The organism is Acidobacteriota bacterium, assembly GCA_030697165.1.
Lineage (GTDB): Bacteria > Acidobacteriota > Vicinamibacteria > Vicinamibacterales > UBA2999 > 12-FULL-67-14b.
The window spans coordinates 351,144-377,970 of sequence record JAUYQQ010000004.1 but is presented as its reverse complement, the minus strand read 5'-3'; the positions used below and the strand labels follow the sequence as shown (position 1 = coordinate 377,970).

At 65.4% G+C, this 26,827-nt stretch carries 38 protein-coding genes and 1 pseudogene; 34 read left to right on the top strand and 5 right to left on the bottom strand.

Annotated elements, in window-relative coordinates; genetic code table 11:
• The first annotated feature begins 24 nt into the window (after nt 1-24).
• The 34 genes and pseudogenes from fusA (Q8T13_05765) to can all read left to right on the top strand — a co-directional run bounded on the left by fusA (Q8T13_05765) (nt 25) and on the right by can (nt 19,561).
• A complete protein-coding gene (gene fusA / locus Q8T13_05765) occupies nt 25-2,133 on the top strand; it encodes an elongation factor G (protein MDP3717262.1) in 2,109 nt (702 codons plus the stop codon).
• A gap of 51 nt (nt 2,134-2,184) precedes the next feature.
• The gene (gene rpsJ, locus Q8T13_05760) at nt 2,185-2,514 is read left to right on the top strand and encodes a 30S ribosomal protein S10 (GenBank protein ID MDP3717261.1); all 330 of its coding nucleotides are present in this window, start codon (nt 2,185-2,187) and stop codon (nt 2,512-2,514) included.
• 6 nt (nt 2,515-2,520) lie between these two features.
• Nucleotides 2,521-3,207 (top strand): 50S ribosomal protein L3, encoded by a 687-nt coding sequence (gene rplC, locus Q8T13_05755; protein MDP3717260.1) that lies wholly within the window; start codon nt 2,521-2,523, stop codon nt 3,205-3,207.
• A 49-nt stretch (nt 3,208-3,256) separates the two neighbouring features.
• Nucleotides 3,257-3,901, top strand: a complete 645-nt coding sequence (rplD, locus tag Q8T13_05750) for a 50S ribosomal protein L4 (GenBank protein ID MDP3717259.1) — start codon at nt 3,257-3,259, stop codon at nt 3,899-3,901.
• Nucleotides 3,902-3,919: 18 nt separating this feature from the next.
• Nucleotides 3,920-4,210, top strand: coding sequence for a 50S ribosomal protein L23 (locus tag Q8T13_05745; GenBank protein ID MDP3717258.1), 291 nt, complete (start codon nt 3,920-3,922; stop codon nt 4,208-4,210).
• Nucleotides 4,211-4,219: 9 nt separating this feature from the next.
• Nucleotides 4,220-5,044 (top strand): 50S ribosomal protein L2, encoded by an 825-nt coding sequence (gene rplB, locus Q8T13_05740; protein ID MDP3717257.1) that lies wholly within the window; start codon nt 4,220-4,222, stop codon nt 5,042-5,044.
• Between the two features lie 2 nt (nt 5,045-5,046).
• Complete coding sequence (gene rpsS / locus Q8T13_05735; protein ID MDP3717256.1) at nt 5,047-5,367, top strand: 30S ribosomal protein S19; 321 nt, start codon at nt 5,047-5,049, stop codon at nt 5,365-5,367.
• A 3-nt stretch (nt 5,368-5,370) separates the two neighbouring features.
• Entirely contained in the window at nt 5,371-5,826 is a 456-nt protein-coding gene (gene rplV, locus Q8T13_05730) for a 50S ribosomal protein L22 (GenBank protein ID MDP3717255.1), read from the top strand.
• Between the two features lie 12 nt (nt 5,827-5,838).
• Entirely contained in the window at nt 5,839-6,576 is a 738-nt protein-coding gene (gene rpsC / locus Q8T13_05725; protein ID MDP3717254.1) for a 30S ribosomal protein S3, read from the top strand.
• Between the two features lie 5 nt (nt 6,577-6,581).
• Nucleotides 6,582-7,004, top strand: a complete 423-nt coding sequence (rplP, locus tag Q8T13_05720; protein MDP3717253.1) for a 50S ribosomal protein L16 — start codon at nt 6,582-6,584, stop codon at nt 7,002-7,004.
• Nucleotides 7,004-7,192, top strand: a complete 189-nt coding sequence (gene rpmC / locus Q8T13_05715) for a 50S ribosomal protein L29 (GenBank protein ID MDP3717252.1) — start codon at nt 7,004-7,006, stop codon at nt 7,190-7,192. Before rplP ends, rpmC begins: the two co-directional genes overlap by 1 nt.
• 2 nt (nt 7,193-7,194) lie before the next feature.
• Nucleotides 7,195-7,449: a 30S ribosomal protein S17 gene (rpsQ, locus tag Q8T13_05710; GenBank protein ID MDP3717251.1), complete on the top strand. Its 255-nt coding sequence runs from the start codon at nt 7,195-7,197 to the stop codon at nt 7,447-7,449.
• Between the two features lie 8 nt (nt 7,450-7,457).
• Nucleotides 7,458-7,826, top strand: coding sequence for a 50S ribosomal protein L14 (gene rplN / locus Q8T13_05705; GenBank protein ID MDP3717250.1), 369 nt, complete (start codon nt 7,458-7,460; stop codon nt 7,824-7,826).
• Nucleotides 7,827-7,836: 10 nt separating this feature from the next.
• Nucleotides 7,837-8,154, top strand: a complete 318-nt coding sequence (rplX, locus tag Q8T13_05700; GenBank protein MDP3717249.1) for a 50S ribosomal protein L24 — start codon at nt 7,837-7,839, stop codon at nt 8,152-8,154.
• On the top strand, nt 8,151-8,735 hold the full coding sequence (gene rplE / locus Q8T13_05695; GenBank protein ID MDP3717248.1) for a 50S ribosomal protein L5: 585 nt from the start codon (nt 8,151-8,153) through the stop codon (nt 8,733-8,735). Before rplX ends, rplE begins: the two co-directional genes overlap by 4 nt.
• Nucleotides 8,735-8,920: a type Z 30S ribosomal protein S14 gene (locus tag Q8T13_05690; GenBank protein MDP3717247.1), complete on the top strand. Its 186-nt coding sequence runs from the start codon at nt 8,735-8,737 to the stop codon at nt 8,918-8,920. Before rplE ends, Q8T13_05690 begins: the two co-directional genes overlap by 1 nt.
• 112 nt (nt 8,921-9,032) lie before the next feature.
• Entirely contained in the window at nt 9,033-9,446 is a 414-nt protein-coding gene (gene rpsH, locus Q8T13_05685) for a 30S ribosomal protein S8 (GenBank protein MDP3717246.1), read from the top strand.
• 17 nt (nt 9,447-9,463) lie between these two features.
• On the top strand, nt 9,464-10,000 hold the full coding sequence (gene rplF / locus Q8T13_05680; protein ID MDP3717245.1) for a 50S ribosomal protein L6: 537 nt from the start codon (nt 9,464-9,466) through the stop codon (nt 9,998-10,000).
• Nucleotides 10,001-10,002: 2 nt separating this feature from the next.
• Nucleotides 10,003-10,377, top strand: a complete 375-nt coding sequence (rplR, locus tag Q8T13_05675) for a 50S ribosomal protein L18 (GenBank protein ID MDP3717244.1) — start codon at nt 10,003-10,005, stop codon at nt 10,375-10,377.
• 13 nt (nt 10,378-10,390) lie between these two features.
• Nucleotides 10,391-10,921 carry a 30S ribosomal protein S5 gene (gene rpsE / locus Q8T13_05670; GenBank protein MDP3717243.1) on the top strand — a complete coding sequence of 177 codons (531 nt, stop codon included), beginning with the start codon at nt 10,391-10,393 and terminating at the stop codon, nt 10,919-10,921.
• A gap of 83 nt (nt 10,922-11,004) precedes the next feature.
• A complete protein-coding gene (gene rpmD, locus Q8T13_05665) occupies nt 11,005-11,211 on the top strand; it encodes a 50S ribosomal protein L30 (GenBank protein ID MDP3717242.1) in 207 nt (68 codons plus the stop codon).
• 3 nt (nt 11,212-11,214) lie between these two features.
• Entirely contained in the window at nt 11,215-11,691 is a 477-nt protein-coding gene (gene rplO / locus Q8T13_05660; protein ID MDP3717241.1) for a 50S ribosomal protein L15, read from the top strand.
• A gap of 26 nt (nt 11,692-11,717) precedes the next feature.
• On the top strand, nt 11,718-13,106 hold the full coding sequence (gene secY, locus Q8T13_05655) for a preprotein translocase subunit SecY (GenBank protein MDP3717240.1): 1,389 nt from the start codon (nt 11,718-11,720) through the stop codon (nt 13,104-13,106).
• A gap of 1 nt (nt 13,107) precedes the next feature.
• Nucleotides 13,108-13,878, top strand: coding sequence for an adenylate kinase (locus tag Q8T13_05650; protein ID MDP3717239.1), 771 nt, complete (start codon nt 13,108-13,110; stop codon nt 13,876-13,878).
• Nucleotides 13,875-14,654: a type I methionyl aminopeptidase gene (gene map / locus Q8T13_05645; GenBank protein ID MDP3717238.1), complete on the top strand. Its 780-nt coding sequence runs from the start codon at nt 13,875-13,877 to the stop codon at nt 14,652-14,654. Before Q8T13_05650 ends, map begins: the two co-directional genes overlap by 4 nt.
• Nucleotides 14,655-14,701: 47 nt before the next feature.
• Nucleotides 14,702-14,917 carry a translation initiation factor IF-1 gene (locus Q8T13_05640; GenBank protein ID MDP3717237.1) on the top strand — a complete coding sequence of 72 codons (216 nt, stop codon included), beginning with the start codon at nt 14,702-14,704 and terminating at the stop codon, nt 14,915-14,917.
• Nucleotides 14,918-14,957: 40 nt separating this feature from the next.
• Complete coding sequence (gene rpmJ / locus Q8T13_05635) at nt 14,958-15,071, top strand: 50S ribosomal protein L36 (GenBank protein MDP3717236.1); 114 nt, start codon at nt 14,958-14,960, stop codon at nt 15,069-15,071.
• A gap of 3 nt (nt 15,072-15,074) precedes the next feature.
• Nucleotides 15,075-15,449, top strand: coding sequence for a 30S ribosomal protein S13 (gene rpsM, locus Q8T13_05630; GenBank protein MDP3717235.1), 375 nt, complete (start codon nt 15,075-15,077; stop codon nt 15,447-15,449).
• A gap of 3 nt (nt 15,450-15,452) precedes the next feature.
• Nucleotides 15,453-15,881: a 30S ribosomal protein S11 gene (gene rpsK, locus Q8T13_05625; protein ID MDP3717234.1), complete on the top strand. Its 429-nt coding sequence runs from the start codon at nt 15,453-15,455 to the stop codon at nt 15,879-15,881.
• Nucleotides 15,882-15,911: 30 nt separating this feature from the next.
• The gene (rpsD, locus tag Q8T13_05620) at nt 15,912-16,541 is read left to right on the top strand and encodes a 30S ribosomal protein S4 (protein MDP3717233.1); all 630 of its coding nucleotides are present in this window, start codon (nt 15,912-15,914) and stop codon (nt 16,539-16,541) included.
• Between the two features lie 145 nt (nt 16,542-16,686).
• Nucleotides 16,687-17,664: a DNA-directed RNA polymerase subunit alpha gene (locus tag Q8T13_05615; GenBank protein MDP3717232.1), complete on the top strand. Its 978-nt coding sequence runs from the start codon at nt 16,687-16,689 to the stop codon at nt 17,662-17,664.
• A gap of 6 nt (nt 17,665-17,670) precedes the next feature.
• Nucleotides 17,671-18,045: pseudogene (gene rplQ / locus Q8T13_05610) on the top strand (50S ribosomal protein L17).
• Nucleotides 18,046-18,314: 269 nt separating this feature from the next.
• Entirely contained in the window at nt 18,315-18,959 is a 645-nt protein-coding gene (locus Q8T13_05605; GenBank protein MDP3717231.1) for a class I SAM-dependent methyltransferase, read from the top strand.
• Between the two features lie 11 nt (nt 18,960-18,970).
• On the top strand, nt 18,971-19,561 hold the full coding sequence (can, locus tag Q8T13_05600) for a carbonate dehydratase (GenBank protein MDP3717230.1): 591 nt from the start codon (nt 18,971-18,973) through the stop codon (nt 19,559-19,561).
• A gap of 3 nt (nt 19,562-19,564) precedes the next feature.
• On the opposite strand, the gene fusA (Q8T13_05595) is transcribed toward can, so the two are convergent.
• The 5 genes from fusA (Q8T13_05595) to Q8T13_05575 form a co-directional block, all read right to left on the bottom strand.
• Nucleotides 19,565-21,658, bottom strand: coding sequence for an elongation factor G (fusA, locus tag Q8T13_05595; GenBank protein MDP3717229.1), 2,094 nt, complete (start codon nt 21,656-21,658; stop codon nt 19,565-19,567).
• Between the two features lie 229 nt (nt 21,659-21,887).
• Nucleotides 21,888-23,186 carry an ABC transporter permease gene (locus tag Q8T13_05590; GenBank protein ID MDP3717228.1) on the bottom strand — a complete coding sequence of 433 codons (1,299 nt, stop codon included), beginning with the start codon at nt 23,184-23,186 and terminating at the stop codon, nt 21,888-21,890.
• A gap of 3 nt (nt 23,187-23,189) precedes the next feature.
• Nucleotides 23,190-24,413, bottom strand: coding sequence for an ABC transporter permease (locus Q8T13_05585; protein MDP3717227.1), 1,224 nt, complete (start codon nt 24,411-24,413; stop codon nt 23,190-23,192).
• A 32-nt stretch (nt 24,414-24,445) separates the two neighbouring features.
• Nucleotides 24,446-25,792 carry an efflux RND transporter periplasmic adaptor subunit gene (locus Q8T13_05580; protein ID MDP3717226.1) on the bottom strand — a complete coding sequence of 449 codons (1,347 nt, stop codon included), beginning with the start codon at nt 25,790-25,792 and terminating at the stop codon, nt 24,446-24,448.
• A gap of 9 nt (nt 25,793-25,801) precedes the next feature.
• On the bottom strand, nt 25,802-26,482 hold the full coding sequence (locus Q8T13_05575; GenBank protein MDP3717225.1) for a YIP1 family protein: 681 nt from the start codon (nt 26,480-26,482) through the stop codon (nt 25,802-25,804).
• Between the last annotated feature and the right edge of the window lie 345 nt (nt 26,483-26,827).

Genomic DNA, 26,827 nt, shown 5'->3' with positions numbered 1-26,827 from the left:
GAACCGGAAGATCTGACCTAAATCATGGCTCGCTCAGCACCACTCGAACGCACGCGGAACATCGGCATCATGGCCCACATTGATGCCGGCAAGACCACGACGACTGAACGGATCCTGTTCTATACCGGCATCACGTACAAGATCGGCGAAGTGCACGAAGGCACCGCCGTCATGGACTGGATGGAGCAGGAGCAGGAACGCGGCATCACCATCACGTCGGCCGCGACGACCTGCTTCTGGAAGGAACACCGGATCAACATCATCGACACGCCCGGCCACGTCGACTTCACGGTTGAAGTCGAGCGCTCGCTGCGCGTCCTCGACGGTGCCGTCGCCGTGTTCGACGCCGTGTCGGGTGTCGAGCCGCAGTCGGAAACGGTGTGGCGCCAGGCCGACCGCTATCGCGTGCCGCGCATCTGCTTCGTCAACAAGATGGACCGCATCGGCGCGGACTTCAAGGAGACGCTGTCGCAGATTGGCTCGAAGCTGCAGGGCAACGCCGTCGCGATCCAGTTGCCGATTGGCGCCGAAGACAAGTTCCGCGGCGTGGTCGACCTGGTCCAGATGAAGGCGCTCGTCTACAAGGACGAGACCATGGGCGCCGACTACGACGTGATCGAGATTCCGGCCGACATGCTGGAAGAGGCCAAGGCCTATCACGAGAAGCTGGTCGAAAAGGCCAGCGAGGCCGACGACAAGCTGCTCGAGAAATACCTCGGCGGCGAGACGATTAGCCCCGACGAACTGAAGGCCGCCCTCCGCAAGCGTTGCATCTCGTCGGTGCGCGATGAAGAGGCGCCGTTCGTGCCGGTGATTTGCGGCACCGCCTTCAAGAACAAGGGCGTGCAGCCCATGCTCGACGCGGTGCTCGATTACCTGCCGTCGCCGCTCGACATTCCGCCGGTCACCGGCATCGACCCCGACTCGAAGGACGAGAACAAGATCGAGCGGTCGGCCGACGACAAGGAGCCGTTCTCGGCACTGGCGTTCAAGATCATGACCGACCCGTTCGTCGGCCAGCTGACCTTTTTCCGCGTCTACTCGGGCACGCTGACCTCGGGCTCCTCGGTGATCAACTCCACCAAGGGCCGCACCGAGCGCATTGGCCGGCTGCTGAAGATGCACGCCAACAAGCGTGAAGAGATCAAGGAAGTCAACGCCGGCGACATCGCCGCCGCCGTCGGCCTGAAGTCGGTCACCACCGGCGACACGTTGTGCGACGAGAAGAAGCCGATCATTCTCGAGAAGATGGTCTTCCCGGAGCCGGTCATCTCGCTTGCGGTCGAGCCGAAGACCAAGGCCGACCAGGAAAAGCTCGGCCAGGGCATGGCCAAGCTGATGGCCGAGGACCCGACCTTCCGCGTCAACACCGACGAGCAGACCGGCCAGGTCATCATCCGCGGCATGGGCGAACTGCACCTCGAAATCATCGTCGACCGCCTCAAGCGCGAGTTCGGCGTCGAGGCGAGCGTCGGCAAGCCGCAGGTCGCCTACAAGGAAACCCTCACCAAGCCGGCCGAAGGCCACGGCTTGTTCAAGCGCCAGACCGGCGGCCGCGGCCAGTTCGGCGACGCGTGGATTCGCCTGTTCCCGCTCGAGCCCGGTTCGGGCTACCAGTTCGAGAACATGACGGTCGGCGGCTCGGTGCCGCGCGAATTCGTCAAGCCGATCGACCAGGGCATCCAGGAAGCGCTCACGCGTGGCGTGCTCGCCGGCTACCCGATCGACGATGTCCGCATCGAGCTGTTCGATGGTTCGTACCACGACGTCGACTCGTCGGAAATGGCGTTCAAGATTGCCGGTTCGCTGGCGTTCCAGGACGCCGCCAAGAAGGCCGGCGCCGTGCTGATGGAACCGGTGATGCGCGTCGAAGTGGTCTGCCCGAAGGACAACCTCGGCGACGTGATGGGCGACCTGGCGTCGCGCCGCGGCCGCATCCAGTCGCAGGAAGACCGCGGCGGCACGCAGATCATCTCCGCCCGGGTGCCGCTGAGCGACATGTTCGGGTATGCCACCGACCTCCGGTCGCGCACGCAGGGGCGCGCCACCTATTCGATGTTCTTCGAGCGCTACGAGCAGGCGCCGCGCAACGTGAGCGAAGAAGTGATTGCGCGCGTGCAGGGCACGAAGTAAGCCACCGACTCGACACCGACTAGACACAGACGCGAGAGCAGAGAGCTAATTATGCTGGGCGACAAGATTCGAATTCGACTGAAGGCCTACGACGCGCGGGTGCTCGACCAGAGCACCGGCGAGATCGTGGAAACGGCCAAGCGCACCGGCGCGCGGCTGGCGGGTCCCATCCCGCTGCCGACCGAAATCAACAAGTGGACGGTGCTCCGTTCGCCGCACGTGGACAAGAAGTCGCGCGAGCAGTTCGAGGTCCGAACGCACAAGCGCCTGATCGATATCTTCGAGCCAACGCCGCAGACGGTTGACGCCCTCATGAAGCTGGATCTGCCGGCGGGTGTCGATGTTGAAATCAAGGCGTTCGGCAAGGAACACGGAAAGTAGGACCTGATGGTCACCGGAATCATCGGCAAGAAAGTCGGCATGACGCAGCTGTTCCTCGAGGACGGCACGCTCGAACCCGCCACGGTCATCCAGGCGGGTCCCTGCATCGTCGTGCAGAGCAAGAACGGCCAGACCGACGGCTACGACGCCGTGCAGATTGGCCTGGTCGAGAGCAACCCGATCCGCAACGCCAACAAGGCGCTGACCGGTCACCACAAGAAGGCCAACGTGCCGCCGACCCGCGTGCAGCGCGAGGTCAAGATCGCCAAGGGCGCCGAGGCGCCGAAGCCCGGCGACCAGGTGCTGGTCTCGATCTTCAACCAGGGCGAGCGGGTGGACGTGATTGGCACGAGCAAGGGGCACGGCTTCCAGGGCGTGGTGAAGCGTCACCACTTCCGCGGCGGCGATGCCACCCACGGCTCGATGTTCCATCGCGCCCCGGGTTCGATTGGCGCCTCGTCGTACCCCTCACGCGTCATGCCCGGCATGCGCGCGCACGGGCACATGGGCGTGGACCGCATCACCGTCCGCAACCTCAAGGTGCTGAAGATTGACCAGGAGAACCACCTGCTGCTCGTGAAGGGTGCGATTCCCGGCGCCAACGGCGGCTATGTGGTCATCCGCAAGGCCGTGGCCGCGAAGCCCGAGCCGCAGCCGCAGCTGCAAGAGAAGCCGAAAAAGGGCAAAAAGTAATTTTGCCAGGAGGGCGGCACTTTAGTGCTGCCTTCGGTGAGAAACAATCATGACGATTGATGTAGTGAACGCGGAAAACAAGAAGGTTGGCTCGGTCGAGCTCAAGGACGAAGTCTTTGGCGGCCGCGTCAAGACCGACCTCATCCACGAGTCGGTGGTGCGGTTGAACGCGGCGGAACGCCGTGGCACGCACAAGACCAAGAACCGTGCGAATGTCAGCGGCAGCGGCAAGAAGCCCTGGCGCCAGAAGGGCACCGGCCGTGCCCGGGTCGGCGAAATCCGCAACCCGCTGTGGCGTGGCGGCGGCACCGTGTTCGGCCCCCAGCCGCGCAGCTACGAGTACCAGCTGCCGAAGAAGGTCGAGAAGGGCGCGCTGCGCGCGGCCCTGATGGAGAAGCTGCAGTCGGGCAACGTGATCATCGTCGACGCGCTGACCGCCTCGGAAGTCAAGACCAAGGCCGCCGCCGGCGTGCTCAAGGCGATTGGCGTCACCGGCAAGGCGTTGTTGATCGATGCCCGCCTCGACGAGAACTTCGCGATGGCGGTGCGCAATCTCGCCCGCGTCACGCTGGTGCAGAGCAACCTGGTCACCGCTCGTGACGTGGCCAACACCCGCCAGGTCGTGATGACGACCGCGGCGATGGAAAAGCTGGAGGCGGCCCTGAGCGAGCGCGCGAGCGCCGCGCGCTCGTAAGCGAGTCGAAGGGTAATCATGAAACTTACTGAAGTCATCCGCCGCCCGCTCGTCACCGAGAAGACGACGCTGCTTCGTGACGATGGCAAGACCATCGTGTTCGAAGTGGCCAAGGACGCGAACAAGATCGACGTTCGGCGCGCTATCGAGAAGCTGTTGGGAACCAAGGTCGCCGCGGTGCGCACCTCGATCACCCGCGGCAAGCTGAAGCGCCAGGGCCGTTTTGTCGGCCGCCGTTCCGACTGGAAGAAGGCATACGTCACGCTGCGCGCGGGCGAAAAGATGCCGGACTTCCTCGAAGGCGCATAAGAGGACGATATGCCGATCCGTAAATACAAACCGACTACGCCGGGCCGTCGCCAAATGACGGTGCTCGTGTTCGACGAGATCACGACCGACAAGCCGCACGGGCCGCTGACCGAGAACCTGCACACCACGGGTGGCCGCAACAGCACGGGCGAGCAGACCATTTGGTGGCGCGGCGGCGGTCACAAGCGCCTCTACCGCATCATCGACTTCAAGCGCGACAAGACCGGCATTCCCGGCAAGGTCGCGACGATCGAGTACGACCCCAACCGGTCGGCCCGGATCGCCTTGATCAATTACGCCGACGGCGAGAAGCGCTACATCCTGCAGCCGATGGGGCTGAAGGTGGGTGACGCGATCATCGCCGGGCCGAACGTCGACATCCTGAATGGCAATTGCCTGCCGCTCAAGAACATCCCGCAGGGCACGATGGTCCACAACGTGGAGCTCAAGCCCGGCAAGGGCGGCCAGATGGCGCGCAGCGCCGGGGCCAGCGTGCAGGTGGTGGCCAAGGAAGGCGACTACGTCTCGGTGAAGATGCCGTCGGGTGAAATCCGCAAGATTTACCAGGACTGCCTGGCGACGATCGGCCAGGTTGGCAACATCGATCACGAGAACGTTTCGATCGGCAAGGCCGGCCGCAGCCGCTGGATGGGCAAGCGCCCGCACGTGCGTGGCGTGGCCATGAACCCGGTCGATCACCCGCTCGGTGGTGGTGAAGGCAAGACCTCGGGTGGCCGTCACCCGGTGACGCCGTGGGGCGTGCCGACCAAGGGTTACAAGACGCGCCGGCCGCAGCCGAGCGACAAGTTCATCGTTCAACGCCGCAGTAAATAATTATGAGCCGCTCACTCAAAAAAGGCCCGTTCGTCGACACGCACCTGCTCGAAAAGGTCGAGGCGATGAACCGCGCCAGCGAAAAGAAGGTCGTCAAGACCTGGTCGCGCCGCTCCACCGTGGTTCCCGAAATGGTCGGGCACACGCTGGCGGTGCACAACGGCAAGAAGTTCGTGCCGGTGTATCTCACCGAGAACATGGTCGGCCACAAGCTCGGCGAGTTCTCGCCGACCCGCGTGTTCAAGGGGCACTCGGCTCGCACCGACAAGTCGTCGTCGCCGGCTCCTGGCGGCGCGCCGTCGGCACCAGCAGGGAAGGGCTAAGCCATGGTTCGCGCAGAGGCCACAGCCAAGTACATCCGCACCTCGGCCCAGAAGGCCGGGCTGGTGCTCGATTTGATCCGCGGCAAGGACGTGAACATGGCGCTGTCGGCGCTGCAGTTCAGCCGCAAGTCGGTGGCGCGCGACGTGGCCAAGGTGCTGCGGTCGGCGGTCGCCAACGCCCAGCAGCAGGAAGCGTTCGGCGGCGATGTCGCCCGGCTATTCGTCTCGAGCTGCTGCGCCAATAACGGCCCCTCGCAAAAGCGCGTGCGTCCCGCCCCGATGGGCCGGGCGTTCCGGATTGTGAAGCGGACCACCCACCTCACGGTGGCAGTGACCGAGCGCGCGCAGGTGATCAAAGCGGTAGGCGCCGAGGGTTCGGCCAAGCCGGCAGCCAAGAAGAGCACGGCGGCCAAGGCGTCAAAGCGCGGCAAGGCATCGCAGCCTGCCGCTGCAGAGTAAGAGGGGATCGCTGTGGGTCAGAAAGTTCACCCTTACGGGTTTCGGATCGGGTTCAACAAGACCTGGAAGTCGCGCTGGTTCGCGACCAAGGACTACGCCAATCTTCTGCATGAAGACCTGGCGCTGAAGAAAGATCTCAAGAAGCGGTTCCAGCATGCCGGCGTGGCGATGATCGAAATCGAGCGCGCGGCCCGCAACCTGAAGATCAACATCCACACCTCGCGGCCGGGCATCATCATCGGCCGCAAGGGGCAGGAAGTCGACAAGCTGAAGCAGGAGATCCAGAAGCGGACCAACCGCGAGGTCTTCATCAACATCCAGGAGATCCAGAAGCCGGAACTGGATGCCCAGCTGGTGGGCGAGTCGGTGGCGATGCAGCTCGAGAAGCGCGTCGCATTCCGCCGCGCCATGCGCAAGGCGGTCGAGTCGGCGCTGCGCTTCGGCGCGCGCGGCATCAAGGTGCGGGTGTCGGGCCGCCTGAACGGCGCGGAAATCGCCCGCTCGGAATGGTACCTGCACGGCCAGCTGCCGCTGCAGACGCTGCGCGCGGATATCGACTACGGGTTCGCGGAAGCCAACACCACCTACGGCAAGATTGGCGTCAAGGTGTGGCTCTACAAGGGCGAGCGGCTGACGCCGCGGACCAGCCGCGAAGAGGAATTTGGCACGGGTGGCGGCGGTGGCCGTGACCGTGATCGCGACCGTGGCCCGCGTCGTCCCCAGGGCGACCGTCCCGGAGCACGAGGCTAACGATCATGTTGATGCCGAAGAAGGTCAAGTACCGGAAGCAGCAGCGCGGCCGCATGCGCGGCAAGGCGTGGCGCGGCTCCGACGTGTCGTTCGGCGACTTCGGGCTGAAGGCCCTGGAGCCGTGCTGGCTGACGGACCGCCAGATCGAGGCGGCCCGCGTCGCGATGACCCGGTTCGTCAAGCGCGGCGGCAAGGTGTGGGTGCGGGTGTTCCCCGACAAGCCGATCACCAAGAAGCCGCAGGAAACCCGCATGGGTAAGGGCAAGGGCGCGCCCGAGGGCTGGGTCTGCGTGATCAAGCCGGGCCGCATCCTGTTCGAGATGAACGGCGTGCCGGCGGCCGAAGCCCGCCGCGCGTTCGAACTGGCCGGCGCGAAGCTGCCGATCATGACCAAGTTCGCGACGCGGTTTGCCGAGGAGAAAGCGTGATGAAGACCGCTGAACTGAGAGACATGGACGTTGAGTCACTGCGCGCCAAGACGCAGGAGATCGACGATCAGTTGTTCCGCATGCGGATCCAGAAGTCGATGGGCCAGCTGGAGGCCCCCGGCAAGATGAAGACGGTGCGCCGCGAGCGCGCCCGCATCCTGACGATTCTGAAAGAGAAGGCGAAATAGCCATGGCGGGCAAAGCGGAAGTCCAGGGCGTGGTGGTCAGCGACAAGATGCAGAAGAGCTGCATTGTCGCCACCGAACGGCGCGTGCAGCACGGCCTCTACGGCAAGATGCAGAAGCGCACGTCGCGATTCGTCGCGCACGATGAGAACAACGAAGCGAAGCTCGGTGACACCGTGGTGATCGCCGAGTCGCGGCCGCTCAGCAAGCGCAAGCGCTGGGCGCTGGTGCGGGTCGTCGAGAAGGCCACGCAGGTTTAGGAGACGCCATGATCCAGATGCGATCGATCCTCGACGTCGCCGACAACTCCGGCGCGCGCAAGATCTCGGTGATCAACCCGATCGGCGGGTCGACCGGGCGCTATGCCTACCTTGGCGACATCGTCACCGCCAATGTCAAGGAAGCGGCCCCGGAAGGCACCGTCAAGAAGGGCCAGGTCGTCAAGGCCGTGGTGGTGCGGGTCCGCAAGGAACAGCGCCGCAAGGACGGCAGCTACATCCGCTTCGACCGCAACGCGGCGGTGCTGATTAACGACGCGGGCGAGCCGATTGGCACCCGCGTGTTCGGGCCGGTGGCCCGCGAACTGCGCGAGCGCCGGTTCATGAAGATCGTCTCGCTCGCGCCCGAGGTCCTGTAACACCATGGCAATGTCGATTCGTAAAAACGACCAGGTCGTCGTCCGGGCCGGCAAGGATCGCGGCAAGCGCGGCCGCGTGCTGTCGGTCCTGCCCGAGAAGAACCGGGTGATCGTCGAGGGCGTCAACCTGATCAAGCGGCACACGCGCCCGAACCCCCAGAAGAACATCAAGGGCGGGATCGTCGAGCGCGAGGCCGCGATTCATGCCAGCAACGTGATGCTGGTCGACCCGGATACCAACGAGCCGACGCGCATCGGCAGCAAGACGCTGCCCGATGGCACGCGCGTGCGTATCGGCCGCAAGAGCGGCGCGGTGGTGGACAAATGAGCAAGGCGAAGGCAGCAACCAGCGAGACGACCCTCCGGCTGCGCGACAAGTACCGCGCCGACGTGATTCCCGCGCTCCAGAAGGAGTTCGGCTACAAGAACGTGATGGCGGTGCCCAAGGTCACCAAGGTGGTGGTCAACATGGGCCTCGGCGAGGCGACCCAGAACGCCAAGGTCGTCGACACCGGCGCCGAAGAGCTCGGCAAGATCACCGGCCAGAAGGCCGCCGTGCGCAAGGCGAAGAAGTCGATCGCCCAGTTCAAGGTGCGCCAGGGCCAGCCGATCGGCGCCATGGTCACCCTGCGCGGCGACCGGATGTACGAGTTCCTCGACCGGCTGATCAGCATCGCGTTGCCGCGCGTCCGCGACTTCCGCGGCGTGTCGCCGAAGGGCTTCGACGGCCGCGGCAACTACACGCTCGGCCTCAAGGACCAGTTGATCTTCCTCGAGATCGACTATCTCAAGGTGGACAAGGGCCGCGGCATGAACGTGAGCGTGGTCACGACCGCCAAGACCGACGAAGAAGCCCGCAAGCTGCTGCAGCTGATGGGCATGCCGTTCCGGAACGCAGGGAGCAACTAGTGGCGACAAGCGCGAAGAAAGCACGCGAATTAAAGACCCTGAAGTTCAAGGTGCGTCACCGCAACCGCTGCCGCCGGTGCGGCCGGTCGCGCGCCTACATGCGCAAGTTCGCGCTGTGCCGTTTGTGTTTCCGCGAGCTCGCCCTGACCGGGGACGTGGCTGGCGTGACCAAGAGCAGCTGGTAGGGAAACTCATTAACCGCCGGTGCCTCAGGTGCCTAAAGTGCCTGATGTGCCTAAGGGTTGGTGTTTGAGCCGAAGGCACGAGCCGACGGCTGAAGGCGAGTAGCAGAGAGTTATGACAGATCCGATTGCCGACATGCTGACAAGGATCCGCAACGCCGTCACGGCGCGCCACGCGCGCGTCGAGATGCCGGCTTCCAAGCTGAAGTCCGAGATTGCGCGGATCCTGCAGGACGAGGGGTATATCTCGGGGTTCAAGATGGTGGAGACGCCGGCTGAACGTCCGGGCAAGGCGCCGCGCCAGCAGATGCGGATGTTCCTGAAGTACGGACCCGGCGGCGAGAAGGCGATTTCGGGCATCTCGCGCGTCAGCCGTCCGGGCCGCCGCGTCTATGCCGGGAGCGGCGAGGTGCCGTCGGTGCTCGGCGGGCTCGGCGTGACCATCCTGACGACCTCGCGCGGAGTGATGACGGGCCGCGCCGCCAGGCAGGCTGGCGTCGGTGGCGAAATCCTCTGCAACGTTTGGTAAGGGGAAACGGTTAAGCCATGTCACGAATTGGAAAGAAACCGATCACGATCCCGAAAGGGGTGACCATCAAGGTCGACGGCGCGGCCGTTGACGTGAAGGGCCCCAAGGGACAGCTCACGCAGCCGCTGCCGCCCGGCGTTACCGCCGCGGTGGAAGACGGCAGCCTCGTCACGAAGAAGATCTCGGACGACAAGCAGCTCGACAAGTTCCACGGCCTGGCGCGCAGCCTGGTCAACAACGCCGTGCTCGGCGTGACCGACGGCTGGAAGCGCGAGCTCGACATCGTCGGCGTCGGCTACCGCGCGGAGATGAAGGGCCAGCAGGTGCATCTCGCCCTGGGCTATTCGCATCCGGTGGTGTTCGACATCCCGAAGGGGATCGACGTGGTCATCGAGAAGCAGACGCACATCACCGTGACGGGCGTCGATCGGCAGCTGGTCGGCCAGGTGGCCGCCAACCTGCGTCGCCTGCGCAAGCCCGACCCGTATCAGCAGAAGGGCGTGCGTTACACCGGTGAAGTGTTGAAGAAGAAGGCCGGAAAGACCGGAGCGTAGTTATGCAGATCAAAACCAAGGAAGACCGCCGCGACCGGATCAAGTTCCGGATTCGCAAGAAAATGGCCGGCACGTCCGAGAAGCCGCGCCTGAGCGTGTTTCGCAGCGTGTCGCACATCTACGTGCAGGTGATCGACGACCGCACCGGCCAGACCGTGGCCTCGGCGTCGAGCATCGATGCCGTGGTGAAGGGGCAGATGCCGAAGGGCGTCGCCGGCGGCAACCTCAAGGGCGCCGAGTTGGTGGGCACCGCGATCGCCGAGCGGCTGAAGGAAAAGGGCATCACCAAGGTGGTGTTCGATCGGAACGGGTTCCTGTACCACGGGCGCGTGCGCGCCGTGGCCGAGGCCGCCCGTACCGCGGGCCTCGAGTTTTAGGCGGGTGGCATAAATGATTCGGACACGCGAAAAGATTGACCCGGCGCAGCTCGACCTCAAGGACACGGTGGTTTCCATTAACCGCGTGACCAAGGTCGTCAAGGGCGGCAAGAACCTGAGCTTCAGCGCGCTGGTCGTGGTCGGCGACGCCCACGGTGTGGTGGGCTACGGCGTCGGCAAGGCCAAGGAAGTGCCCTCGGCGATCAAGAAGGGCATCGAGGCGGCGAAGAAGAACCTGATCCGCGTCCCGGTGCAGGGCACCACGGTGCCGCACCCGATCGTCGGGCGCTATGGCGCCGGCCGTGTGCTGCTCAAGCCCGCGCCGGATGGCACGGGCATCATCGCCGGCGCCGCGGTGCGCGCGGTGGTGGAGTCGGCGGGCGTGACCAACGTGCTGACCAAGTCGCTCGGCTCGGCCAACCCCCACAACGTGGTGCGGGCGGCGTTCACGGCGCTCAAGGAATTGAAGGATCCGGGCAAGCTGATGCGGCTGCGCGGCAAGGACACGCTCGAAGAGCTGGCCGGCGGCCGGGCCTCGAATTAGCCACCGATCGGACAGCCACCGATTGGGCACCGATTAGACAGCCACCGATTAGGCACCGATTAGCACGGATGGAATGACGACAAATGGCTAAGGCGAAGCAAACCAAGCAGGCGGCGAAGACCGTCACGATCAAGCTCACCAAGAGCCCGATCGGCTTTAACAAGAACCAGGCGACGGTGGTCCAGAGCATCGGCCTGCGGAAGATCAATCACTCGGTGACGCTGGCGGACACGCCGGAGACCCGCGGGATGATTTTCAAGGTCCGTCACCTCGTGACGGTGAGCGAGTAACTTATGAGTCTCGATAAGCTGAAGCCGGCCGAACGGTCGAAGTTCAAGAAGAAGCGGGTCGGGCGCGGTCCCGGGTCGGGCCTGGGCAAGACCTCGGGCCGTGGCCACAAGGGCGCGCAGTCGCGTTCGGGCTACTCGTTCAAGCGCGGCTTCGAAGGCGGCCAGATGCCGCTGCACCGCCGGGTGCCGAAGCGCGGCTTCACCAACATCTTCCGCACCGAGTACGACGTGGTCAACCTGGACCAGCTCGAGGCGGCGTTCGACCAGGGCGCGACCGTGACCGTCGAGACCCTGCGCGAGCATGGCCTGGTCGGCAGCCGCAAGTCGCTCGTCAAGATCCTCGGCCGCGGGGAACTGACCAAGGCGCTGACGGTGCACGCTCACAAGTTCAGCGGAAAGGCCGCCGAGAAGGTGGCCGCCGCCGGTGGCCGCGCCGAGGCGATTCCGGATGGCTCGGCCGTCGTCGCTGACAAAGCTTAGCAATCAGTAAGTAACTGAGGGCTGTTGTGCTGGATACACTGAAGAATCTGTTTGCCGTCGCGGACCTCCGCAACCGGGTGCTGTTTACGCTCGGCATGCTGGCGGTGTACCGCGTGGGCAACTTTATCCCGACGCCCGGAGTCAATTCCGAGGCGCTGCGGATCATGTCCGAGCAGGCGCAGAACACCATGTTCGGCCTCTACGACATGTTTACCGGCGGCAGCCTGTCGCGCGTCACCATCTTCGCGCTCGGCGTGATGCCGTACATCAGTTCGTCGATCATCCTGCAGCTGCTGACGGTGGTGTGGCCGTACCTCGAGCGGCTGTCGAAGGAAGGCGAGCTCGGGCGGCGCAAGATCACCCAGTACACGCGGTACCTCACGCTGGTGCTGGCGATGGTCCAGTCGCTCGGCATCGCGATCTTCCTGGAGCGCCAGACCGAAATTGCCGGCGGCCTGCCGCTGGTCTACGAGCCGGGCTGGGCCTTCCGCTTCGGCTGCGTCCTGACGCTGACCACCGGCACCATGTTCATCATGTGGCTGGGCGAGCAGATTACCGAGCGCGGCATCGGCAACGGCATGTCGCTGATCATCTTCGCCGGCATCGTCGTCAACTTCCCGCGCGCCGTGGTCGGCACCATCGAGCAGATGCAGACCGGCCAGATCGGGCTGATCACGATGGCGTTCCTGGTGCTGCTGATGGTCGGCGTGATTGCCGCGATCATCTACGTCGAGCGCGGCCAGCGGCGGATCACGGTGCAGTACGCCAAGCGGGTGGTCGGGCGGCGCCAGTACGGCGGCTCGAGCACCCACATTCCGCTCAAGGTCAACACCGGCGGCGTGATCCCGGTGATCTTCGCCAGCTCGATCCTGACGTTCCCGACGATGATGTCGGGGCTGGCGACCCCGGGCGGCTGGGCCGACGCGGCGATTCGGCAGATCAATTACGGGATGCCGCTCTACAACCTGCTCTACGTGTTGAGCATCATCTTCTTCGCGTATTTCTACACCGCCATCATCTTCAACCCGGATGACGTGTCGGAGAACATGCGCAAGTACGGCGGCTTCGTGCCCGGCATTCGACCCGGCAAGCGGACCGCGGAGTACATCGACACGATTCTCGCGCGCATCACGATTGTCGGCGCGGTCTACCTGGCGATGGTCGCGATCATCCCGGAGTGGCTGATGACCGGCTTCAAGGTGGCGCCGATTCCGTTCATCGGCGAGTCGCTCGACGCGATCCTGCCGCGGTTCGTCACCAACGGCCTCGGCGTGACGTTCTTCTTCGGCGGAACGTCGCTCCTGATCGTGGTCGGCGTGGCCATGGACACCGTGAACCAGATCGAGTCGCAGCTGATCATGCGGCATTACGACGGGTTCATGAAGAAGACGCGAATCCGGGGACGGCGCGGCTAACGTGGCGTTGAACCTCGTGATGCTTGGCCCGCCGGGAGCGGGTAAGGGCACGCAGGCAGAGCGGTTTGCCCGCGAACATGGGATTCCCAAGGTGTCGACCGGGGACATCCTGCGCGAAGCGGTGCACAGCGATTCGGAGTTGGGCCGCGCCGTGAAAGCGGTGATGGAACGCGGCGAGCTGGTCGGCGACGACCTGATCATCGGCATCGTCCGCGAGCGGCTGATGCTTCCGGACGCGCAGGCCGGGTTCGTGCTCGACGGCTTTCCGCGCACCGCCACGCAGGCCGGTGCGCTGGATGAGATTACGGCGGCGCGGGGACCGGTGATTTGCGTCGAGATCCAGGTGCCGGACGAAGAGCTGGTGCGGCGGGTCCGCGGCCGGCGGGTCTGTGACGATTGCGGCGCCAACGCCGACGCGTTCGAGACCAAGGCCGACACGCTGTCGGACCTGTGCCAGAACACCGAACGGTGCCGGAGTATCGGCCCGAAGTGGGTGGCGCGTTCGGACGACTCGGAAGCGGTGGTGCGGGAACGGTTGAAGATCTACTGGCGCGATACGCGCCCGATGATCGAGTACTACAGCGCGCGGCCGACGTTCCGCGTGATCGACGGGCTGCAATCGCCCGAGCAGGTGCGCGAGGCGCTGGTCGGCGCGGTGGCCTCGGCACTGGGCCTGTCGGCGGCGCAGTTGCCGAGCATGGTGGCCCAGAAGCTGGGCGGCGAAGACGTCTCGCCCCGGGGCGCACGGCCGAAGAACGGGGCGCAGGCGTGATTGTCTGCCGATCGGCGGCGGAGATCGAGAAGCTGGCGCGCGTGAACGCCCTCGTGGCGCGCGTGCTGAAGGAACTGTCGGCGGCGGTGCGGCCGGGCGTGACCACCGCTGACCTCGATGCGATCGCGGAACAGCGGTTGCGCGAAGCGGGCGCCGAGCCGGCCTTCAAGGGGTATCACGGATACCCGGCGACGATTTGCGCGTCGGTGAACGAAGAAGTCGTGCACGGCATTCCATCGCCGCGCGCCCTGGTCGAAGGGGACATCATCTCCATCGACATGGGCGCCAAGCTCGACGGGTTTTACGGCGACTCGGCGGTGACGGTGCCGGTTGGCGCGGTCAGCGCGGAAGCGCAGCGGCTGCTTGATGTCACCAGGACGGCGCTCGATCGCGCGGTGGCGGCGGTCAAGGCCGGCGCCCGGGTCTCGGATATTGGCGCCGCGGTGCAGTCATACGTCGAGGCGCAGGGGTTTTCGGTGGTCCGCGAGTTCGTGGGCCACGGCATCGGAACGTCGCTCCACGAGGAGCCGCAGATTCCGAATTACGGGACCGCCGGACGCGGTCCGCGGCTGGCGGAAGGCATGGCGCTCGCGATCGAGCCCATGGTGAACGCGGGCAAGCCCGCGGTGAAGGTGCTTGGAGACGGCTGGACGGCGGTCACGAAAGACAAGGCCCTGTCCGCGCACTTCGAGCACACGGTGGTCGTCACCGAACACGGGTGCCGGGTGCTGACGTTGCCGCCCGACGCGGCGTTCGAGGACCGCGCTTCGGCGTAGACGGGCGTGAGTCCTGAGCGAGCGAACGTGTGAGCGACCGTGAACACGTGAGCGAGTCGAAGGATAACACCGCTGACGGCGTGGTGATGGAACTGCTGCCCAGCCAGCTCGTGCGAGTGGAGCTGGCGGGACGGCACCAGGTGACGGCGCACCTGGCCAGCCCGGTCGGACGCAATTACGTCCGCGTGCTGGTAGGGGATCGGGTGAGGGTCGCGCTCATGAGCAACGACCCAGGCCGCGGACGGATAGTCGAGAAGTTGTAGTGCCAGGAGGGCGGTCCTTTAGGGCCGCCGGAGAAGCGCGATGAAAGTAAGAGCCTCGGTAAAGAAGATTTGCGTTAAGTGCAAGATTGTCCGCCGCCAAGGGGTGGTCCGGGTGATCTGCGCGAACCAAAAGCACAAGCAGCGGCAAGGATAAGACATGGCGCGTATTTCAGGTGTCGATCTCCCGCGCACGAAGCGCATTGAGATTGGTCTCACGTATATCTTCGGCATCGGCCGTCACCGCGCGAACGTCGTGCTGGCGGCCGCCGAGGTCGATCCGAGCGTCCGGGTGAAGGACCTCACCGAAGACGACGTCCGCAAGATCACTCGCGTCCTCGAAGACCAGGGCGGCGTGGAAGGCGACCTCCGCAAGGAGATCTCCTTGAACATCAAGCGGCTGATCGAGATCGGCAGCTATCGTGGCGGCCGTCACCGCCGCAACCTGCCGTTGCGCGGGCAGCGGACCAAGACCAACGCGCGCACGCGGAAGGGCCCGCGCAAGGGCGCCGTGGCAAAGAAGAAGACGGTTTAAATCATGGCCAAAGCAGAGAATCCCGGCGGCGCGGAAGCCCCGACCAAGAAGAAAAAGGCGTTCAAGAAGCGCGGCGAGAAGCGCATTGTCCACCACGGCTTCGTGCACGTGCAGGCGTCGTTCAACAACACGCTGATCACGATCACCGACGCCGAGGGCGCGGTGGTGTCGTGGTCGAGCGCCGGTGCGATTGGCTTCAAGGGCTCGCGCAAGGGCACGCCGTTCGCGGCGACCCAGGCCGCGCTCAGCGCCACCAACGCCGCCAAGACCTTCGGCATGCGCTCGTGCGACGTGCTGGTCAAGGGCCCCGGCTCCGGCCGCGAGTCGGCGATCCGCGCGCTGCAGACGGCGGGCCTCGAAGTGCGATCGATCCGCGACGTCACGCCGATCCCGCACAACGGCTGCCGGCCGCCCAAGCGCCGTCGCGTCTGATTACTGCTACTGGATACTGGATACTGATTTATGGCTCGATATAACGGACCCGTTTGCCGCCTGTGCCGCCGTGAGGGCATGAAGCTGTTCCTCAAGGGCGAGCGCTGCTACACCGAGAAGTGCGCGATCGAAAAGCGCAACATGCCCCCGGGCCAGCACGGCCGCCTGCGCAAGGCGAAGATGGTCGGCTACGCCGTCCAGTTGCGCGAGAAGCAGAAGGTCAAGCGCATTTACGGCGTGCTCGAAGACCAGTTCCGCGGCTACTTCGCCCAGGCCGACCGCACCCGCGGCGGCATCACCGGCGAAACGCTGTTGCAGCTGCTCGAGCGCCGTCTCGACAACGTGGTCTACCGCATGGGCCTGGGCACCTCGCGCGCCCAGGCGCGCCAGCTGGTTCGCCACGGCCACTTCCTGGTCAACGGCAAGAAGGTCGACATTCCGTCGTACTCGCTGAAGGCCGGCGACACCGTGCAGGTCCGCGAGGGCAGCCGCGCCAACACGACCATCATCCACGCCACCGAAGAAGTGAAGGGCCGGGGCGTTCCCGAGTGGCTCTCGCTCGAGGGCGAGATGGGCGGCAAGGTTGTCAGCATGCCGACCCGCGAACAGATCAACCTGCCCGTGCAGGAACAGCTCATCGTCGAGCTCTACAGCAAGTAATCGTTCGGAGGGCGACGGCTTCAGCCGTCGCCTATTCGCAAGCCGCGCTCCAGCAGCTTTTCAGGCCTGCAGCGAGCGAGCGTGGTCATTACCCGCAGGCCTGGTGGCCAAGACTGTTGGCCCGTAGCGAAAAGGAAGAGATCCCATGTTGTGGAAAGGTTTTCAGCGCCCCAAGCGCCTCGAGTTCGAACGCGAGACGCTGACCGATCGGTTCGGCCGCTTCTACGCGCAGCCCTTCGAGCGCGGCTTCGGCACCACTGTCGGCAACGCCCTGCGCCGCGTGCTGCTGTCGTCGATCGAGGGTTCGGCCATCACCGCCGTGCAGATTGACGGCGTGCTCCACGAGTTCTCGCCGATCAAGGGCGTGGTCGAGGACGCGACCGACATCATCCTCAACCTGAAGCAGCTGCCGCTGACCTGTCACGTCGACTACACCAAGACGCTGACGCTGCGGAAGGACAAGCCGGGCCCGGTCCGCGCCTCGGACATCGAAGCCGACGCCGACATCGAAATCCTGGAACCGGATGCCGTGATTGCGACCATCGCCGAGGGCGGCAAGCTGCACATGCAGCTGCGCGTCAAGCGCGGCCGCGGCTACGTCTCGGCCGACCGCAACTTCGACGAGGATCTCGGCATTGGCTGGATCCCGATCGACTCGGTCCACTCGCCGGTCAAGAAAGTGAACTACCTGGTCGAGGGCGCGCGCATCGGCCAGACCACCGACTACGACAAGCTCACCATCGAAGTGTGGACCAACGGCTCGGTCACGCCGCGCGACGCCGTGTCGCTGTCGGCCAAGCTGATCCGCGACCACCTGAACATCTTCGTCAGCCTCGATGAGGCCGATGACGAATCGTCGGAAGCGGGCGCGGAAACGCCGCGCGTCGGCGTCACCAACGAGCATCTCGACAAGAGCGTCGAAGAGCTCGAACTGTCGGTGCGGTCGTACAACTGCCTCAAGAACGCCAACATCCGGACCATCCGCGAGCTGGTGGGCAAGACCGAAACCGAGATGCTGAAGACCAAGAATTTTGGGCGCAAGTCGCTCAACGAGATCAAGGAGATCCTGACGTCGATGGGGTTGAGCCTCGGCATGAAGCTCGACTCGGCGGCGGCGGAATAAACAGTCATGCGTCACCAGAATGCACATCGCAAGCTCGGCCGGGACACGGCGCACCGCACGGCGCTGCTCCGTAACCAGGCCGAGGCCCTGCTTCGCCACGAGCGGATTGAAACCACCGTTCCGAAGGCGAAGGAGTTGCGCCCCTACGTGGAACGGCTGATCACGATTGCCAAGCGCGGCGTCAAGGCGAACGACCCCAAGGGTGTGTCGCTGTCGGCGCGCCGCCTGGTGATGCGTGACGTCCTCAACGAAACCGTGGTCACCAAGCTGTTCGACGTGCTGGCGCCCCGGTTCATGGATCGCCCGGGTGGCTACACCCGCATCCTCAAGCTCGGTCACCGCCGCGGCGACGCAGCGGAGATCGCGCAGATCGAACTGCTCGGCAGCGAGTTCGACCCCAAGAAGGCCGAAGCCGAGAAGAAGGCGGCCGAAGAGGCCGCGGCGGCCGGTGAACAGCCGAAGTCGCAGAAGAGCGTGGGCGAGCGCCTCAAGGCCGCGGCCAAGAGCATCGGCGGCGGCCAGAAGAACAAGGGCGACGGCGGGCCCAAGACGAAGGCGAGCAAGCCGGCTCGTGGCAAGAAGCAGACCTCGACGCCCCGCAAGGCCGGCGGCGCCTAACCGAGTCCGACCAAGACGCCGGGTTGAATTTCGTGACCAATACCGCGAAATTCAACCCGGCGTCCTTACGTACGGAATTCGGCGACATCGACATCTACGTCTTCGACCAGCTGCTGCGCGGCCGCATTGCCCCGGGCATGCGGGTGTTCGACGCCGGCTGCGGCGGCGGGCGCAACCTGGTCTACCTCCTGCGCCAGGGTTTCGAGGTGTTCGGCAACGACGCCAGCGCCGAGGCCATTGCGAAGGTGCGGGTCCTGGCAAGTACTGTGGCGTCCGGCTTCAACCGGACCGATGCTGGCGCGGACTTCCGCCACGAGGCCATCGAAGACACCTCGTTCGAGGACGCCTCGGCTGATGTCGTGATTGCCAGCGCCGTGCTGCATTTCGCCCGGGACGATGCCCACTTCGCGGCCATGGTTCATGCCCTGTGGCGGGTGCTCAAGCCGGGTGGGCTGTTCTTCGCACGGCTGGCGTCCACCATCGGGGTGGCCGACCAGGTGCGCCCCCTTGGTAATAACCGCTACCGCTTGCCGGACGGCTCCAACCGCTACCTCGTCGACGCAGATACCATCCTCGACTGGACCGCCCGCCTGGGCGGCGACCTGCTCGACCCCATCAAGACCACCGTCGTCCACGACCAACGGTCGATGACGACGTGGGTGGCGAGACGACGGTAAACTGGGGGCCGATGCCGACGACGCTGCTTGCCAAGAACCGCGCCTGGGCCGCCGATCGGGTCAAGTCAGACCCCGGGTTTTTCGCCCGGCTTGCCGGCCAGCAGGCTCCAAAATTCTTGTGGATCGGCTGCTCGGACAGCCGGGTGCCGGCTAACGAAATCGTCGGCCTGGATCCTGGCGAGTTGTTCGTGCACCGCAACGTCGCCAACGTCGTCGTCCACACCGACGTCAATTGCCTGTCGGTGCTGCAGTATGCGGTCGACATGTTAAAAGTCAGGCACGTCATCGTTTGCGGCCACTACGGCTGCGGCGGGGTTCGCGCTGCCCTCGACGGCACCGCGCACGGGCTGATCGACAACTGGCTGCAGCACGTCCAGGACGTGCAGCATGCGCACCAGGCCGAGTTGCTGGGCCTGGCCGACGTCGACGCGCGTATCAACCGCCTGGCCGAGCTCAACGTGATGGAGCAGGTGCGCAACATCGCCCGCACCACCATCGTCCAGGACGCGTGGCGCCGCGACCAGCCGCTCGAGTTGCACGGCTGGATCTACGGCCTGCAGGATGGCCTGATTCACGACCTGGGCGTGTCGCTCAAGGCGTAACCCTTACGAAGGCTCCTCCGCGACGTGGTGTCCGGCCGCCTTGGCCGTGGCCACGATCTTCTGCTGCATCACTGCCGGCACCTCGTCGTAGTGCGAATACTCCATGTGGTACGAGCCCCGGCCGCCGGTCACCGACGTCAGGTGCTGCTCGTAGGTCAGCATCTCCGACATCGGCACCTGCGCCTTGATCACGGTGGTCAGGCCCTTGGCTTCCATACCGGAAATGCGCCCCCGCCGGCCGTTCAGGTCGCCCATCAGGTCGCCGGCGTGATCGCCGGGCGCGTAGATCTCCACGTTCATCACCGGCTCGAGCAGCACCGGATGCGCCTTCGACATGGCGTCCTTGAACGCCAGCCAGCCGGCGGTCTTGAACGACAGCTCGTTCGAGTCGACGTCGTGGTACGAGCCGTCGTAGAGGACGACGCGGAAGTCGACCACTGGGTAGCCGGCGAGATAGCCGCGCAGCCGTGATTCCTGGATCCCTTTCTCCACGGCCGGGATGAACTGCCTCGGGATCGAGCCGCCGAACGTCTCGTTGACGAACTCGAACTCGCTGCCGCGCGGCAGCGGCTCCATGCGGATCTTGCAGTCGCCGAACTGGCCGTGGCCGCCGGTCTGCTTCTTGTGCCGGCCGTGCGCTTCGACCCGGGCGGTGATGGTCTCGCGATAGGGAATGCGGGGCGGTTTCAGGACGACATCGACGCCGAAGCGCCGCTTCAGTTTCGCGACCGTCACTTCAATATGCAACTGTCCCTGGCCGGCGAGCAGCAGTTCGTGCGTTTGCGGATCGCGCTGGTAGCGGATGGTGCCGTCTTCCTCTTCGAGCCGGTGCATGGCGGTGCTGATCTTGTCTTCGTCACCGCGGCTCTTCGGTTCAATGGCATACGACAACACCGGCTCGGGGAAGTGCATGGGCGCGAAGGTGATGCCGGCGGCCTTGTCGGCCAACGTGTCGTTGGTGCGCGTCTCCTTGAGCTTGGCCACCGCGCCCAGGTCGCCGGCCTTCAGTTCCGGCACGTTGGTGGCGGTCTTGCCCTGCATGACGATCAGGTGGCCCAGCCGCTCGGGCTTGTCCTGCGTGGCGTTGGTGACGCTCGAATCGGCCTTCAGCACGCCCTGGTAGACGCGGAACATCGTGATGCGGCCGGCGAACTGGTCGGCCACCGTCTTCCACACGAAGGCGGCGTACGGCGCCTTCTCGTCGGCCGCACGCGAGACGGGCTCGCCGCCGGCCAGCGCCGTAAACGGCCGTTCGGCCGGCGATGGCAGGTATGCGAGCACCGCGTCCAGCAACGGCTGCACGCCCATGTTCTGCAGGCCCGAGGTGCACACCAGCGGGAAGACCTTCGCTGCGCGCGTGGCGGTGGCCAGGCCCTTCAGCAACTGTTCCTGCGTCAGCGTGCCGGCATCGAAGAACGCTTCCATCAGCGACTCGTCGGCTTCGGCCACCATCTCGATCAAGGCATCGCGGGCGCTCGCAGCGGCGTCAGCGAGGGCAGCCGGCACGGCGCCTTCGGTCATCTTGCCGGAGCCGTCGGTGGCAAAGGTGTAGGCCTTCATCGACACAAGGTCGATCACGCCGCTGAACGCCCTCTCTTCGCCAATCGGCAACTGGATGGGAATGATGGTGCGGCCGAGCGACTGGCGAACCGACTCGAGCGTGCGTTCGAGCGAAGCGCGGTCACGATCGATGCGGTTGACGACGACCAGGCGCGGCAGCGCCAGTTCCTCGGCCACCGCCCACGCCTTCTCGGTCTGCACCTCGACGCCGGCGACCCCATCGACCACCACCAGCGCGGCGTCGGCCACGTGCAGCGCGGCGCGCGCATCGGCAAAGAAGTTGCCGAAGCCGGGCGTGTCAATCAGGTTGATCTTGGTCTTGTTCCACTCGGCGTAGGCGAGGCTGGCCGAGAGCGTGTGCTTGCGGGCGATTTCTTCTTCGTCGTAGTCGGTGGTGGTCGTCCCATCGTCGACCAGGCCGAGGCGGTTGATCATTCCGGTGTCGAACAACAGGGCCGAGACCAGTTGTGTCTTACCAGACCCGCCGTGCCCCACCACGGCCACGTTACGGATGCTGGCAGCGTCGTAGACCTTCATAGGAGGTACCCTCCCGGGCGGTAAACGCCCGATAAAGGCATCATATGCCTCTTGCCGGGAGAGGGATCAAGGTCTGTCGGGAGGGCACTGCTTGTCGGGAGGGCACCTCTTGTCGGGAGGGCACCTCTTATCGGGGGAGTCGGGGCAGTCCCGACGGGATCTTCGCCATTCCCGACGAGTTTCCGGTAACTCCCGGCAAGTCGTGGCCTGCTCCCGTCAGCGAGAGGCGTTATTCGTAGCGCAGGGCTTCGATCGGGTCGAGGCGCGAGGCGCGCCAGGCCGGGATCATGCCGGAAATGATGCCCACCGAGGCCGAGAAGCCGAGGCCGAGGGCGAAACTCCAGAGCGGCAGGGAGACCGGGAACCCCGAAATCAGGTTGACGGTGAGGCCGATGGCGCTGCCCATGATCACCCCGAGAATGCCGCCGATGCTGGTCAGGACCACGGCTTCGATCAGGAATTGCACCAGGATCTCGAACTTGCGGGCGCCGATCGCCTTGCGCACGCCGATCTCGCGGGTGCGCTCGGTCACCGAAATGGTCATGATCGCCATCACCCCGATGCCGCCCACCATCAAGGCAATCGACGAGATCACGACCAGCGACAACAGGATCGCGGCCGAGATTTGATCCCACACCGCGAGGATGGCGTCTGAGGTGACCAGGTCGAAATCATTGGGCTTGTCGAGCGTCAGGCCGTGCCGGATGCGCATGATGGTCTCGACTTCGCGCATCGCATCGTCGCGCGAGACGCCTTCCTTGGGCAGCACCGCGATCATGATCGGCATGCCGAAGTTCCCGCGCGGGATGCGTTCGTGGCCAAACTGCTTGCGGAACGCGGTGTACGGCACGATTGCGAAGTCGTCGGCGCCGCCAAACCCGCCGGGTGCCGGCCGCTTGCCGACCACGCCAAGCACGGTGTACTCGACGTTGCCGATGCGCACCGACTTGCCAATCGGGTCGAGGCCGCGCTTCTCGAACAACGCCTCGTAGGGCCCGTAGCCGATCACCGCCACCGCCCGTCCGCGCAGCACTTCCTGTTCGGTGAACGAGCGCCCGGCGTGCATGTCGGCGAAGTTGATCTCGACGTACTTTTCGGTGGTGCCCAGGATCCCGAGCGGGCGGGTGCGCTCGCCGCGATAGAACACCCGTTCGTTCGGCGACGGGCCCGGACCGGCGCCGAGCCACAGGTCGGTCATGCCGACCGTGGTGCCGAGGCGCTCGATCGCCTCCTTGTCGGCCAAAGTCAGGTTCGGACGCCGCATCAGCTCCATGAACGACGCGCCGGACGAGAAGCTGAGGCCGCCGAACTTCTGCACGAAGATGGTGTTGGGACCGAGCGAGTTGATCGAGTCGCGCAGCGACGAGTCGAAGCCGCGGATGAGCGACGTCATGCCGACAATTGAGGTCACCCCGATGACCACGCCCAGCACCGTGAGCGCCGACCGCATTTTGTTGGCGCGCAGCGTCCCCATGGCCATCTCGGCCGTCTCGCGCAGCAGCGCGACTTGTTTGGTAAGGGCGGACATGGCTTATTCCCGGCGCAAGGCTTCGATGGGATCCAGGGACGCGGCGCGGCGGGCTGGGTAATAGCCGAACACCAGGCCGACCAGCGCCGTAATGGTGACGCCGAGTGCCACCGACCACAGTTCGACCGCGGACGGCACCGGGGTGAGCGCCGAGATGATGGTCGAGAACAACGCGCCGAGCGCGATGCCGACGATGCCGCCGACGATCGACAAAGTGATCGACTCGGTCAGCACCTGCGACATGATGTCGCGGCGCTTGGCGCCGAGCGCCTTGCGCAGGCCGATCTCGCGGGTCCGCTCACTTACCACCATCAGCATGATGTTCATGATCACGATGCCGCCGACCAGCAGCGACAACCCGACAATGCCCACCAGCAACACCGCGATGCCGGCGGTGGCCTGCTGGAAGATGCCCAGCACTGAGTCGGAGGCGACGATGCCGAAGTTGTCGGGCTCGGCCGGTTTCAGGCCGCGCTCGACCCGCAGCGCGACCCGCGTCTCGTCCTTGGCAATCCCGGCCAAGGTCGCGTCGCGCGGCTTGATCATGATCTGCAGCGACTGCCGTGCCCCAAACAGCTTCTGGAACGACCCGAGCGGGATGACCACGAACTCGTCGAGCGACTGGCCGAAGGCGGCGCCTTTCTTCTTGCTGACGCCGACCACCCTGAAGGGGACACCGGCAATCCGGATCGTCTTGTCGAGCGGGTCGGCGGCGCCGAACAGCCGGTCAGCCACGCCCCAGCCAATGAGTGCGACCTGCCGCTTGCGGTTCACTTCGGTGGGGGTCACCATGCGCCCGCGCTCGGCGTCGAAGGTGGTGAAGTCAAGATACTCGGCGCTGACCCCCTGCACCTGGACCGATTCCAGCTCCTCGTCCCGGTAGGCGACCCGCGTCGCAGTCTGCGCCTGGGCCATCACCGACTGCACCGCCTCGCCGAAGCGCTTGATCGCGGTGGCATCCTTCAGCGTGACCTGCGGGTTGTTGCGCATCCGCTCGAACTCGTCCTCGTTCTGCGTGATGCCCATGCGCTGGACGGTGAACGAGTCGGCCCCGAGGTCCGAGACGATGGCGTCGGTCACCGCCAGGTTGACACCCGTGATCAGCGCCACCACCGTGATGATCGACGACACCGCCACGATGTTGCCGAGCAGCGTCAGGAGCGACCTGAGCTTGTTGGCCCAGATCGAATCGAGCGCGAGGACGATTGACTCGTAGAGCTGCGACACGGTATTTCCGGCTACTGGCGACTGGCTACTGGCTACTTTGGCTTCGGTGGCGCCGCGGTCCTGACCAGATCGCCCTCGTAGAGCGTGCGGACCGACTCGAACGGCCCGGTCAGCACCTGGTCGCCCTCCTTCAGACCCGACAGCACTTCCAGGTAGCGCTCGCCGGCAATGCCGAGCCCGACCTTCACGAACGTCGCCTTGCCGTCGCGGATCAGGAACACGCCCTCCACCTCTTCGCGCTTCTGGCCGGGCTGCAGCTCACGGGCCGCCGTCGGCGCCGGGGTAGCCGCCTGGCCGAACCGGAAGCCCGGTTTCGCCGGACGCGGTTCAGGGACCACGTTGCCCTGGGCGTCGTAGACCAGCTCGCGCACGGTCAGCGACTGGATCGGCACGGCCAGCGCCTGCTGGCGGGTCGCGGTGGTGATCTCCGCCGTGCAGGTGAACCCCGGCCGCACGTCCGGAATCTGGCCGTCGATGGTGACGACCACCTTGAAGTTGGTGGCGGTGCGGGTGGTGCCGGCGCCCGCCGCCTGGATCGGGCTGTTGCCAATCTCCGTCACCGTGCCGGTGAAGACCTGATTAGGAATGGCGTCGATCGTGACCTTGGCCTTCTGGCCCATCTGCACCAGTGGAATGTCGGTTTCGTCGACTTCCACTTCGGCCTCGATCACCGACATGTCGGCAACCGTCAGCAGCACCGTGCCGGCGTTGTTCATGGTGCCGACCATCACGTTCTCGCCCTCTTCGATGTTGCGGCGGGTGACGATGCCATCGAAGGGCGCTTCGAACCGCACCTGCGCCAGGGTGTGGCGGCTGGCCGACAGGCCAGCGCGCTGCTGGTTGAGCATGGTCTCGCGGTTCTTGATTTCCTGTTCGCGCGCCTTCATGTCGCTTTCGCGCATCTCGACGTCGGTCTCGGCCCGCTCCAGCGATTCGCGCGTCGTGAGCCCGGCCGCCGACAGCTCCTGCTGCCGCTTGAGCGAAGCGCGGGCATTGTCGAGCGCCGCGCGCGAGCTTTGCAGCGAGGCCTTCGACTGTTCGAGGCCGGTGATCGCGCCCTGCACGGCCGCCTCGTCGCGGCGCACCGAGGCTTCGAGGTTGACCGGGTCGATCTGCAGCAGGAACTGGCCCGCCCTGACGCGGTCGCCTTCCTTGACCCCCAGGTTGGTGACCCGGCCCATCGTCTGGGCGCTGATGTTCACCGTCTTCTTGGGTTCGATCTTGCCGGAGGCCGAGACCAGCGCTTCAAGATCGCGCTTCTGGATGCTTTCGGCGGTGACCAGCACGCCGGGATCGCCACGCCGGGCGAAGAAGGCGCTGGCGCCGCCACCGATGATCAACAGCGCGATTACGACGAGAAGCCACTTCCTGCGAAACACGTGTCCCCCTTACTGAGCCCCAAGTACCGCGAACGTGACGGCGACGATCGCCGCCACTCCTACATACGCCATCAGCAGGCGCCCCACGTAGCGCCCGACCGGCCGGCCGGTGGCGGCCGCCAGGCCCACGGCCAGCAGCCACAGCCACCACAGCCCGAACACGTCAATCGACCCGAGCCACCGGGCCGCCACGCTGCCTTCGTCAAGCATCGGCATGAGGCCCGCGAGGTTGGTGGGGCTGGTCAGCGATTCCCGTACGTAATGCAGCGGCGTCGTAATCACCTGCTGCACCGCCAAGACGACGGTGGCATGCACCGTCACGGCCAGGGCCGTCACGTACCGCACCCTGGCCCCGTCCAACCTCGCCAGGGCCACGAGCCCGACGGCGACCAGCAGCGTCATTTCCGGCGTCAACAGTAAACGCCCGCCGCTCGTCCAATACACCAGCCACGGAGGCTTCGCCTGGAGCGCCCCATACGCGGCATCGTCCACACGGCCGCCGAGCGCCTCGATCACGCGGACGCGTTCGTCCACCAGCGCCTGCTTGCCCACCGCGGTCGAGAGCAGGGCAAATGCGCACACGGCCACCACGGCGAGCACGAACACCCACGCGAGCGCAAAGCTCGGGCGGGCGACCACGTCGTTCATGGTCTGGCGCGGGTGCCAAAGCACGCCGAACACACGCCGCATGTAGCCGATCCTTCGGTGTTTGATACGAATCTCGACGCCCATTGGTTTCCTTGACAGCCTTCCAAACTGCTGAATACGATGGACTTGCCACGCCGAAGCGCTTTGCGCAGGCGGGCGGTCGCGCCCATCCCTTCCGAAATCCGGTCGTTTTGCAGGCTCAAAAACAGCATTTCATGCCATCAAACACCTTCAACCGGTCGCTCTTTGCCGTGGTTTTGTCCCTGGCACTGTCCACTCTGGCCGAAGCTCAATCCTCTGTCGGGGTTCGGGCGAACGGTATGGGCGGGGCGTTTGTGGGCGTCGCCGATGACGGTACAGCAGTTTATTGGAACCCGGCTGGCCTGG